General features: G+C 45.3%; 6 protein-coding genes. All 6 read right to left on the bottom strand.

All coding sequences use genetic code 11. From position 1 onward, the window contains the following. Positions 1-32: 32 nt before the first annotated feature. The 6 genes from RH96_RS13240 to pilQ all read right to left on the bottom strand — a co-directional run bounded on the left by RH96_RS13240 (position 33) and on the right by pilQ (position 12,534). A complete protein-coding gene (locus tag RH96_RS13240) occupies positions 33-1,454 on the bottom strand; it encodes a glutamate synthase subunit beta (protein WP_010201701.1) in 1,422 nt (473 codons plus the stop codon). A gap of 192 nt (positions 1,455-1,646) precedes the next feature. Further along, a complete protein-coding gene (gene gltB, locus RH96_RS13245; protein ID WP_010201702.1) occupies positions 1,647-6,110 on the bottom strand; it encodes a glutamate synthase large subunit in 4,464 nt (1,487 codons plus the stop codon). Positions 6,111-7,009: 899 nt separating this feature from the next. After that, positions 7,010-8,116 (bottom strand): hypothetical protein, encoded by a 1,107-nt coding sequence (locus RH96_RS13250; protein ID WP_026037373.1) that lies wholly within the window; start codon positions 8,114-8,116, stop codon positions 7,010-7,012. Positions 8,117-8,199: 83 nt separating this feature from the next. After that, positions 8,200-9,309, bottom strand: coding sequence for a 3-dehydroquinate synthase (gene aroB, locus RH96_RS13255; protein WP_010201703.1), 1,110 nt, complete (start codon positions 9,307-9,309; stop codon positions 8,200-8,202). A gap of 138 nt (positions 9,310-9,447) precedes the next feature. Further along, entirely contained in the window at positions 9,448-10,008 is a 561-nt protein-coding gene (gene aroK, locus RH96_RS13260; RefSeq protein ID WP_026037374.1) for a shikimate kinase AroK, read from the bottom strand. A 165-nt stretch (positions 10,009-10,173) separates the two neighbouring features. Next, on the bottom strand, positions 10,174-12,534 hold the full coding sequence (gene pilQ / locus RH96_RS13265; protein WP_010201705.1) for a type IV pilus secretin PilQ: 2,361 nt from the start codon (positions 12,532-12,534) through the stop codon (positions 10,174-10,176). Positions 12,535-12,555: the final 21 nt, after the last annotated feature.

Genomic DNA, 12,555 nt, shown 5'->3' on the forward strand with positions numbered 1-12,555 from the left:
TACTTATAAATTGCTGAGTTTAATAAATCTAATTAAACTTCTAAGAAGTCTAGTATACCTTCCGCAGCTTCGCGGCCTTCCCAAATAGCCGTAACAACCAAGTCAGAGCCACGTACCATATCGCCACCGGCAAATATTTTAGGATTCTGGGTCTGGAATTTAAAGGTTTGTTTCTCTGCGGCCAACACGCGACCAGAGCTGTCCATCGCTACTTGCTGAGTCTCAAACCAATCAGCAGGACTTGGTCTAAAACCAAACGCCATAATGACTGCATCACATGGGATAATCTCTTCAGAATTAGGAATCGGCTCAGGACGCTGGCGACCACGATTATCCGGTGCGCCCAAGTGAGTCGTGACGACTTTTACCCCATTCACTTTACCGTTTAAGCCAATAATTTCAGTAGGCTGACGGTTGAATAAAAACTCAACGCCTTCCTCACGAGCATTGACCACTTCGCGGCGTGAGCCCGGCATATTCTCTTCATCACGGCGATAGGCACAGACCACTTGCTCAGCACCTTGACGAATACTGGTACGGTTACAGTCCATCGCTGTATCGCCGCCACCTAATACCACCACTCTCTTACCTTTAAAGTCGATGTACTCTTCAGCATCCTTTTCCCAATCATTACAACGGTTCACATTGGCGATTAAGTAATCTAGCGCATCATAGACGCCTGTCAGCTCTTCGCCAGCAAAGCCGCCGCGCATATAGGTGTACGTACCCATACCCATAAAGACTGCATCATATTCAGCCAATAGCTCATCAATAGTGACATCTGTGCCAATTTCTGTTTCTAGGCGGAATTCCATACCCATGTCTTCAAAAATCACACGGCGATTGCGCATGACGTCTTTTTCCATTTTGAATTCAGGAATACCAAAAGTCAGTAAGCCACCGATTTCAGGACGTTTATCAAAGATGACAGGTTTTACGCCATTTCTGACCAAGATATCTGCGCAGCCAAGACCTGCTGGTCCCGCACCGATAACCGCGACTTTTTTGTCTGTCCATACCACCTCAGACATATCTGGACGCCAACCGAGTGCAAAAGCGGTATCATTGATATATTTTTCAACGTTACCAATCGTCACTGCACCAAAGCCGTCGTTCAACGTGCAAGCACCTTCGCACAGACGATCTTGTGGACAAACTCGTCCGCATACCTCAGGCAAGGTATTGGTACGGTGGCACAATTCTGCTGCTTGAAATATTTGACCTTCTGTCGCCAGTTTGAGCCAATTTGGAATGTAGTTGTGTACTGGACATTTCCACTCGCAGTACGGGTTACCACACTCAAGACAACGATGCGACTGCTGCGCCACTGATTCATTCTCAAACGGTTTGTAAATCTCGACAAACTCTGTTGAGCGCGTCGCGATGTCTTTTTTGGTCGGCTCAAGCCGAGGTACATCTAAAAACTGAAAGCTATTTTCTAAGCGTTTTGCCATGGTGTTATCTCTTTAATATAAGGCTCTTATATGATGGGTGGTGGCAGGCAACGATGCTTAATACATCAGGACTTAGGACCTCTATGTCGTTGCTGCCACTTACCTACTCGAAACCTGTGAGTTAAAACGTGTCTTAAAACGGAACGCTGGCGACTCTGATTAAATTAATCGATTGAATCAACTTAATACAAGCTACTGTGGGTCAGCCATCGTGGTTTTAAGGAGACTCGCAATGTTTGCCGCTTTTGGCTTCACCAAGTAAAACTTACGTACATAATGCTCAAAGTCATCCAGTATCGTCTGACCCCATGCACTGCCAGTTTTATCTACATGAGTCTCGATCACTTGTTGCAAGTGAATACGGTGCTCTTCTGTTTGCTCGCTTGAGATACGGTTTAAATCAATCAATTCATGATTACAGCGATCAAAGAAATCCCCTTCCATGTCGAGCACATAAGCAAAGCCACCCGTCATACCAGCACCGAAGTTGAGACCAGTACGCCCAAGAATGGTCATTATGCCGCCAGTCATATATTCACAGCAATGATCACCAGTGCTTTCGATGACCGCATGCGCACCAGAGTTACGAACCCCAAAACGCTCACCTGCGGTACCAGCAGCATATAGCTTGCCACCAGTTGCACCATATAGGCAGGTATTGCCGATGATGGCTGTTTCTTGGGCGATAAAGTTTGAGTTTTTAGGTGGGTAAATGACAATCTCACCACCTGCCATGCCTTTTCCAACATAGTCATTGGCATCGCCTTCAAGCTCAATATTCAAGCCGCCAGCATTCCACACGCCCAAACTCTGCCCTGCTGTACCAGTCAAACGAAGTTTTATCGGCATATCACTCATGCCAAGGTTGCCCCATACTTGTGCAATCTCGCCAGAAATACGAGCACCGATAGATCGGTCACAGTTACCAACAAAATAGCTATAATCGCCGCCATTACCTTGACGAATATTGAGCAGCATATCGCTAATCATTTGCTCTGCAAGTAAGCCTTTATCAAATGGCTCATTACGCTCTACCTGACAGGTCTGCGCTTTGCCGCTACTGGCCGGATGGCTAAATAATAGTGGTGATAAATCTAAATGGCGCTGCTTATCAGTATTGCCTTCTAGCACGTCAAGCAAGTCTGTACGTCCGACCAGCTCTTCCATACTACGCACGCCCAATGCCGCTAACCATTCACGTGTCTCCGTAGCGACAAACTTAAAGAAGTTAATCAACATTTCCGCTTCGCCAATGAAATGCTCATCACGCAGTTGAGCTTTTTGTGTAGCAACGCCAGTCGGGCAGTTATTGAGATGGCAAATGCGCAAATACTTACAACCAACGGCGATCATCGGCGTCGTACCAAAACCAAAGCTTTCGGCACCAAGGATAGCGGCCTTGACCACATCTAGACCAGTTTTTAGACCACCATCCGTTTGGATACGCACTTTGTCTCGAAGACCATTGACTCGCAACGACTGGTGCGTCTCAGCAAGACCTAGCTCCCACGGCGAACCAGCATGATGGATAGACGACAATGGTGAAGCGGCGGTACCACCATCATAACCTGAGATGGTAATCAAGTCGGCATAGGCTTTTGCCACGCCAGTAGCGATAGTACCAACACCCGGACGTGAGACCAGTTTGACCGAAACCAAGGCATCTGGATTGACTTGTTTTAAGTCAAAAATCAGCTGCGCCAAATCTTCAATAGAATAAATATCATGATGCGGCGGCGGTGAAATCAACGTCACCCCCGGCACTGAATAACGCAGACGGGCAATCAAGGCATTGACTTTACCACCCGGTAACTGACCACCCTCACCCGGCTTAGCACCCTGTGCCACTTTAATTTGCATCACTTCCGCTGAGCGTAAATACGCTGGAGTTACACCAAAACGACCCGAGGCAACTTGCTTAATTTTTGAGTTGCGCAAGGTACCATAACGTACTGGGTCTTCACCGCCCTCACCAGAGTTTGAGCGACCACCAATGGTATTCATCGCCATAGCAATGGCTTCATGCGCTTCAGGAGATAGCGCGCCTAACGACATACCAGCCGAGTCAAAACGGGTCAGAATCTTGGAGATATCTTCGACGTCATTGACATCGATAGGATTGTCAGTCTTTAACTGCAATAAGTCACGCAAAGTGGCGACCGGACGGCTATTAACCAAATTGGCATAATTACGATAATTGTCATAATCGCCCGTGCGTACAGCGGTATGTAGGCTGTTAATCACGTCAGGATTAAAGGCATGGTATTCTTTATTAAAGACGAATTTCAGCAAACCACCTTGATCCAGTGGCGCGCGACGTTTAAAGGCATTCGCTGCTAGCTGCGCTTGATCGGCAGCTAAGTCTGCGAAGGTAGCCCCTTTGATACGACTTTGTACGCCTTTAAAGCATAAATTGACGACTTCTTCTGAGAGGCCGACTGCTTCAAACAACTGCGCACCGCGATAAGAAACAATGGTAGAAATACCCATTTTTGATAAGATTTTTAGCAGTCCTTTATCCAATCCTTTGCGGAAATTAACCCGCGCTTGAATCGGATCACCAAGCAGCTCACCAGTGGCAACCAAATCATCGATGACGTCATAAGCTAAGTACGGATAAACACATGTCGCGCCAAAACCAATCAATACCGCTATTTGATGCGAGTCACGAGCCAGACCTGTCTCAATCACCAAGTTGGCATCAGTACGAATACCTTGCCCAATTAAATAGTGATGTACGGCACCAGTAACCATGATGGCATTGGCTGGTACTTTGTTGGCATCGATATCTTTATCAGACAATACGATCAGCGTGTTACCAGCACGGATGCTAGTCGCTACTTGCTCACAGATAGCCACGATAGCATCAGACAACTCTACAGTACGGTCATAGTTCAGATCAATGCGCACCATTTTGAACGCCGAATCATCCAAGGTTTCAAGCTGCTGCATTTTGCTGGCTGACAAGACTGGTGACGATAAAATAATACGGTGTGCATCTCTAGCTGATGGCGCAAATACGTTGGTTTCTGCACCTAAGCAGGTCTGTAGCGACATCACAATGGATTCACGTAGTGGATCGATTGGTGGATTGGTTACTTGAGCGAACTGCTGACGGAAGAAGTCACCGACATGGCGAATTTGCTGCGACAGTACCGCCATTGGCGTATCATCACCCATCGAACCAACTGGCTCTTGACCATTTTCAGCGTTAGGACGAATGATTTCTGTACGCTCTTCATTGGTAATGTGATACATTTTCTGCAAGGCTTTTAGCTTATCACCACGGCAAGCTTGCGCTGCCAAGGTTTCTTCTAAGCGCTCATCATCACGGACGCGTGTCGCTTCTTCACGTAACCATTTACGATATGGATGAGCGGTTTTTAGTAAGGTTGCAATGGCAGTCGTATCTAAGACTTGACCGGTCAACGTATCAATGACCAGCATTTGACCAGGTCCGACTCGACCTTTTGCCAATACATCTTGTGGCGAGTAATCCCAAACGCCAACCTCTGACGCAACGGTAATATAGCCGTTCTTGGTCGTCACCCAACGTGAAGGACGCAGGCCGTTTCTATCGAGCATACAGACCGCATAGCGTCCATCTTGAATCACAAGGCCTGCTGGGCCATCCCACGCTTCCATATGCTGCGAGTAAAATTCGTAAAACGCGCGCAAATCCATATCCATGCTATCAACATTCTGCCACGCTGGTGGTACCAGAATCGACATTGCATGGAACAAGTTCATACCACCAGACATCAGTACTTCAAGCATGTTATCTAGGCTTGATGAGTCCGAACCGGTGCTATTCACTAATGGCGTCAGTTCATTTAAGTTAGGCAGTTTGTCTGATTTTAATTTTGGCGTACGTGCTTTAGACCAGTTACGATTACCCGTGATGGTATTCAGTTCACCATTGTGGGCAAGATAACGAAATGGCTGTGCCAATGGCCAGCGCGGCAATGTATTGGTTGAAAAACGCTGATGGAACACCACGATATGCGACGCCAAACGCTCATCTTGTAAATCTAAAAAGAACGCTGGTAGATCGGAAGGCATTACCAAGCCTTTGTAAATAATTGTTTGACAGTTCAGCGAACACACATAAAACAGCTCATCATCCACCAAACGCTGCTCTGCTTTTTTGCGGGCGACAAACAGCTTACGGTTAAAATCTTCTGCATCTAAAGTGTCAGGTGCATTGACAAATACTTGCTTAAAATCTGGCAAGGTCTCACGGCCAATCTCACCAACAATACTCAAGTCGAGTGGCACATCACGCCAGCCAGCTACTTCTAACCCTTGAGCCGTAATCTCATCGCTTAACACTTGCTGGCTTTGCTTGGCTTTGTCATCGTCCAAATTGACAAATACCATACCCACTGCAAAGTTGTCCGTGATTGCTAACTGCTGCTCGCGGGCAATGTCTTTGAAGAAAGCCGTGGGCGTTGCCAATAGCAAACCACAACCATCGCCTGTCTTACCGTCAGCAGCAACACCACCACGGTGCGTCATACAGCTGAGGCTATGAATAGCCGTTTTTACCAAATCGTGACTGGCTTGTCCCTCAATATGAGCAATCAAACCAAAGCCGCAGTTATCAGAAAAGTCATCCGGCGTGGCCAAATGCGTATGGGAAGAGATCATTGACATAGCTTGTCCTTTTGAGTAAACGGGCAGCTTATATATCCAATGCGGAGTATAAACTGGTGACCGCAGGCAGAACGGGCTGGTAGGTAAATATTCGTATATGCGAATTAATAAATAGTGCGATGCTCAGTAGACAGTTATGCTGTGAGAATAAGAGGAAATTCTAACTCTCACAGTGCTTTGGCAACCAATCATTTGATAATCTAATAACAGACCACTCGTGTAATAATAAAATGCACCAATAAACAATCAGTAACCGCCCATGGCAACCGGGTAAAATAACACCCTGTATACCAGTTACCCACTCATTAGCACTTTCATTAACGCTTGGTGTTACATCCTACTAGCGTGGCTTAATAAGCAGCTAGTTGAGCATGCGACAATATGGCATTTTATTAATATTGAATATCAGACACTCTATATACAAGCGCCTTAGTAACCCTAATCGAAGTGACACTAGCAGGGATTGTGCGATTTGTAATAAGCTTACTATAGAGGGCCAATCGCCGCGCTTGAAGCGACAACCGTTTAGTAAGCAACTATCTTACCACTAATAATAAGTTACTAAATGACTGCTCGTTAAACCATTATTTACGATAACTATACAGAGCGTTGCCCATACTCATCTTAGTTAATGCTTAACAAAAAATCTAGTCTTTTCTATCGATTCATCAGCCATAAATTGTAAGACAACTTATTACTATTAGTTATAGGACAATGAAAAACCCTATTAAAAACTTAATACAAAGAGAGAAATTTAAGACTCAACTGCCAAGAGACATAAAGCCTAGCTGTCTCTAAAACGTTGTTTTAACACAGCCAGAACGAGTGCTAATACACTAAAAAACCCACTAACTATTCTTGTTAGTGGGTTTCATTATTCAATTAACACTCAATAAGAATCAGTTGCTTTTATCTTCTATTAGCGCCTTCATGCTGTCACTATTATTTTTCGAAGGATTGGTATTGGCGACTCGACCAGTAGCGTTCGAATTACTACTTGCACCATTACTGCTATTCGTATTTGGTGGTTTTGGCGCTACTACCACTGGTGGTTTTTTTATAGGATTATTACCCGTTCCTGATGTCGTAGGCGTTTTATTGTCCTGATTAGACCTATTTGCCTCATTTTCGTTTTTAGCCGGTACTTCAGAGATTGATTGTGATTCATTACCAACAGTACGTTCTTCATTGACCGACAAGGTCGCAGAGGTATCAACCGACTGACGGATACTTTCCTCGCTACTATCATTAGTTGCTTCTTGACCGCCACGATTGGCATTATTACTGACAGCTTTTTCATTGACACTATCATTAGTTTGCGTTGTCTGACGCACCGGCAATTCACGTTTGGTTGGACGCAAATTAACAGATTGTGTGCGTCTAGCACTCAAGTCTTTGACCGGATCAGGGCGTTCATAATTGTCGATGATACTGACATAGCGATTAATTTCTTCAGGCAAGACACGCACATTGGCAGGTAGTCTGAAATCAATTAATTTGGCAGCACCAACAGCCTCTTGCGGACTGCTCATCAAACCATAAGTCAGCATATAACGGATCTGATTATTATCATCAAGATAGCGAAAGTACGAAAACTTCTCACGGTCTTCACGGCCCTCTAAATAACTGACAATCACCTCGTTTTCCGCAACATTCATCACCTGCACGGTCCATTTTCCTTTATTAGCCAACAGATAACGCTTGTCTTTAAACTCATCAGGATAACTGCGTAAATCACGAACCGTCGTATCAAAACTGATCGGCTGCACATCAGTGTCTAGCTCATGTAGCGATTCGATGGCCAACGGCTGCTCAAGTTCGGCACTTAATGTTTGCGGAGCTGATATCGGGGCATTTTCAATCTTGGCACCCATCGCTGGTGTTTGACTAAACATCCAGACCAAAGCGGTGGCAACGCCCAATACTAGGGTCACTAACAACCAAATCAGTGCTTGACGACGATATGACTGACCAGGGGTGCGAGTCGACGAGCTAGATGCTGCCATGAGGAGATCCTTGGTGAAATATAGTTAAACGCTTTAAATCTGTGCTCATACCAATACGGTGACAATCAATAAATTTGACGTTCTCATGAGCTATGTTGTGACAAGACATCAGTGAGAAGCTCGGCATCAAAATCATTGGTCAACACAGCTTCACCTATTGATTTTAGCAAAATAAGGCGGATTTGTCCGTGTTTCACTTTTTTATCATGACCCATCAAGTCTAAAGCCGTTTGTACGTCAATATTAGGCGGGGTAATAGGCAAATTGGCCAATGTCAAAACGCGCTTAACACGAGCCACGTCCTCATTCGTTAACCAGCCTAGTTTTTGTGACAGCTCAGCCGCTTGTACCATGCCAGCGGCAACGGCCTCACCATGCAGCCAATTACCATAGCCTTCATGGGTTTCGATCACATGACCAAAAGTGTGGCCGAAGTTCAATAACGCACGCACACCCGACTCTCTTTCATCTTGGGCGACGACATCGGCTTTGTACTGACAGCAACGTTTTACCGCCTCGCCAAGTACCGCCAAATCTAAAGCCATCATCGCCGGTAAATTGTGCTCAAGCCACGTCAAAAAATCCGCATCCATGATAAGAGCATATTTAATGACTTCAGCAAGGCCTGCCGAAAGCTCACGCGCTGGTAGGGTTTTTAGCGTACTCATCTCAGCAAGTACTATTTGCGGCTGCCAAAAAGCCCCAATCATATTTTTGCCTTGGGCATGATTGATGCCTGTTTTGCCACCAACGCTTGAATCCACTTGCGACAATAACGTGGTTGGAATTTGGATAAAATTCACTCCGCGCATAAAGCTGGCAGCTGCAAAGCCTGTCATATCACCAATCACGCCGCCACCAAGTGCGATAAGCGTAACATCACGATTGAAATGCTCAGCCATTAGGGCATCATAAATTTGGTCAATACTCGTCTGGTTCTTATATTGCTCACCATCTGGTAACACACAGACCTTTACCGTAAATTGCTGTGCTAGCTCATCTTCTAACGATTTTAAGTATAAAGGTGCCACAATATCATTGGTGACAATCAATACTTGGCGACCGCTAATATAAGGTGCGACTTGCTTCGCCATACTGCTAGCTTCTGTCGCAGATTTTTCAGTAATGATGATTGGATAATCATGGCTTTGTGTGTGTACCGTTAAGCCATCATGAAACAGTGCCGTTGCCATGAAAGTCTCCCTGAGCATTTTTAGTGAAGTTACATTAGCTGAGTATCGTTATACATCTAGAGCGTGTCCTCAATTTAATCGATAGCGATCTAAATAGGTTAAAAATGAGGACACGCCATAGTCTATTATTTTTTATCTTCAATCTTCTTTAGAGTCTGGTGTTATAGAAGGCGCGCAACACAAGGATTCGAGCTGCTGTAATAATTGATTGACCATATGGCGAGGATACGTATGACCAGTAGGCATAATGATATGTGCCACTTGCCGGTATAATGGATCGCGCTTACTGTATAAATCTTGCAATATTTTTCTGGGGTTGGGCTGTTGTAGTAAAGGTCGCGACTTATCTTTGGCAGTGCGGGCCATTTGCACATCAACTGGTGCATTGAGATAAACCACGATACCACGCTGCTTAAGAAATTCACGATTTTCAGCAGCCATGACAGCACCACCACCCGTTGCCAAGACAATCTGCTTTTGCTGGCTCAGCTCATCAATGGCACGTGTCTCACGTTCACGAAAGCCCGCTTCGCCTTCTTTAGCGAATATCCAAGCAATATCAGCACCGGTTTGCGACTCGATATACCAATCGCTATCTACGAATGTCCGCCCTAACTGCTTGGCAAGCAGTCGGCCAATTGTGGTCTTCCCCGCTCCCATCGGCCCCACTAAAAATACCGACGGTAATTCCTCCACCATAACACTCACTCAGCTAAATTAGGTATGATACAACGTCATTGATATTCTGGCTAGTAATGAGCAGTGATTATTATGAGTAAAATCCACGCACGCACAAAAACTTACCCATAAAAAAAGCAAGCACTAGTGCTTGCTTTTTTTGATTTATAACCGATAACACGATTATTAATTTAAACGGCTCACACCATCGTTGATCAGCTTTGGCGTGACAAATATCAGTAGCTCTTCTTTAGAGTTACTACGTACGTCCTTACGGAAAGCTCGGCCAACATAAGGCAAGTCTCCTAAGAAAGGCACTTTAGACACCTCATTAGTGGTACGATTTTTAAAGACCCCGCCTAGTACGATGGTTTGACCATCTTCAACGATGACATTGGTCGAGATTGAATCTTCGGCGATTGCTACCTGATTATTGATAATCGTTGGCGTGCCATTGGTAATAACAAGTTGCAAGCCAATTTTACCGTCTGGTGTAATGTTTGGCGTCGCTTCTAAGCTGAGTGCCGCTTCTTTAAAGCTGGTCGTGGTTGCACCACTGGCAGATGCTTCTTGGTAAGGAATCTGCGTACCCGATGATACTTTGGCTGTTTGTTTGTCCGCTGTCAAAATCTTTGGTGTTGAAATGACCTCACCGCGATTGTCAGCTTGCAGTGCTGACAACTCAAGATCCAGCATCACATCCGACATACTTAACAAGCCAAAAGCGATACTACCCGCTGGATTGGCAACGCCTAAATCAACGTTTAAGTTATCGGGACGGCTGATATCATAGGAAGGATAAGAAACCGTTTGACCATTGACAGTCGTCGTTTCAATATCAAAATCCTTAAGATCTGCCAAAGTCTGATTACTACCGCCGACCAATAGGCTACGGTTATTCGCTGCGCCATTCGATAGGATACCCCAACGAACGCCAATCTCTTTACTAAAGCTATCAGTCGCACTAACGATACGCGCTTCAATCATTACTTGACGGACCGGAATATCAATTTTGCTGATTAGATTGTGGATATTTTCGATACTATCCGCGACATCTTTGATAATCAGAGTATTGGTACGCTCATCAACCGTGACCGTTCCACGATTAGACAATAAGGTATTGTTGTCATTAGCATTTGAATTGCCAGTGTTGCTGCCACCAGATGAACCACTACCTTGCGAAATAAGGGTTAATACATCTTGCGCTTTTGCATAGCTTAAGCGAATGTATTCGGTACGCAGTGGCGCATAAGATTCAACTGCTTGCTGCGCTTCAAGCTCACGCGCTTCTTGTTCAGCAAGTTCTGTAGATGGCGCGACTAAAATCACATTGCCATTCTCGCGTTTGCCCAGATTTTTACTTTTTAGAATAATATCAAGCGCTTGATCCCAAGGCACATTGATCAGACGCAAGGTAATGTTACCCGCCACCGAATCACTAGCGACGATATTCATATCAGTAAACTGCGCTAAAATATCTAAGACGCTACGGATTTCAACATCTTGAAATTCCATGGATAGCGCTTCGCCACTGTACACCCTCTCTTCCAGTGTTGGCTCTCGTAGCAGCTCAGGTTTACTTATACTGATATTTAGCTGGTTACCCGACTGATATGCTTGATACTCATAATCTTCAGTCATATTAATGGTGATAACCCCATTTTGACCTTGGTTTTTGGTATCGATACTACTAACGAGACCACTATTAATATTCAATCGACGCAATAAGTTTCTCGGTACCGTGCTGCCAGTTAGGCGTACGACCAGTTTATTACCTTGGCGCTGTACATCAACCGGAATCGCTTCGTTGGCAAGCGCAACACTGACGTTGCCACCGCCGTTACTCCCTGCCGAAAAATTCACCGCCGTTAAGCCATCATAGCTATACTGCTTACTAACTTGAGAGGCAGCAAGCTGTGGATTTAATAGCGGATTGACTCGTACTACCATTGTATCCTTCGGCACTTGGTTATTCACCACGGTCGTGCTAGTTGCGACTGTTCTCACTGAAGTGACAGGCACGCTACTGGTGTCTACAATCGGTGTGACCACTGCCGTCGTGGTAATGCCGCTATTATTATTGAGTACGTCTTGAATCGGGTCATTGGTGATGACTGGGCGACTGGGATCGGTAAGGGTCAACAGCAGATCATTGCCATCAATCGCTGTCGTATAGTTGCCCGCTTGTTTAAGCCCAACGATCAGACGCGTCGTATTGTCGCTGCTTAGCGTCGTGACATCATTTACCATACCAATATTGTATTCGTTAAAGCGACTGGCAAGTCCGTTTTGCACCTGTTCAAAATCCAACACCAGACGGCTAGGATCATCGAGCTGGTAAGCAGCAGGTAATACTGGCAAGCCTACAAAGCCTAAACGCATTTGTGTCACTGCTGGTGCAGTCTGTACCACAGAGACATTATTAATGCGCTGGGCGGCATGGGCGCTGCTACTAACTGCTACCATGCTGATTGCCAATGCAGAAATGGCAAAAGCAGAAGAGACGCGGTTGCTCATCATCATTACCTTGTTATTGCGTACTGTCATTATTTATTCCTCAAAAAATCT

This window comes from Psychrobacter sp. PAMC 21119 (assembly GCF_000247495.1).
Classification (GTDB): Bacteria; Pseudomonadota; Gammaproteobacteria; order Pseudomonadales; family Moraxellaceae; genus Psychrobacter; species Psychrobacter glaciei.

What these genes read in the sequence shown, in the direction of transcription:
- aroB (WP_010201703.1), bottom strand. Translation starts at nt 9,309, where the DNA reads ATGGCAACGGCACTGTTTCATGATGGCTTAACGGTACACACACAAAGC.
- aroK (WP_026037374.1), bottom strand. Translation starts at nt 10,008, where the DNA reads ATGGTGGAGGAATTACCGTCGGTATTTTTAGTGGGGCCGATGGGAGCG.
- RH96_RS13240 (WP_010201701.1), bottom strand. Translation starts at nt 1,454, where the DNA reads ATGGCAAAACGCTTAGAAAATAGCTTTCAGTTTTTAGATGTACCTCGG.
- RH96_RS13250 (WP_026037373.1), bottom strand. Translation starts at nt 8,116, where the DNA reads ATGGCAGCATCTAGCTCGTCGACTCGCACCCCTGGTCAGTCATATCGT.
- gltB (WP_010201702.1), bottom strand. Translation starts at nt 6,110, where the DNA reads ATGTCAATGATCTCTTCCCATACGCATTTGGCCACGCCGGATGACTTT.
- pilQ (WP_010201705.1), bottom strand. Translation starts at nt 12,534, where the DNA reads ATGACAGTACGCAATAACAAGGTAATGATGATGAGCAACCGCGTCTCT.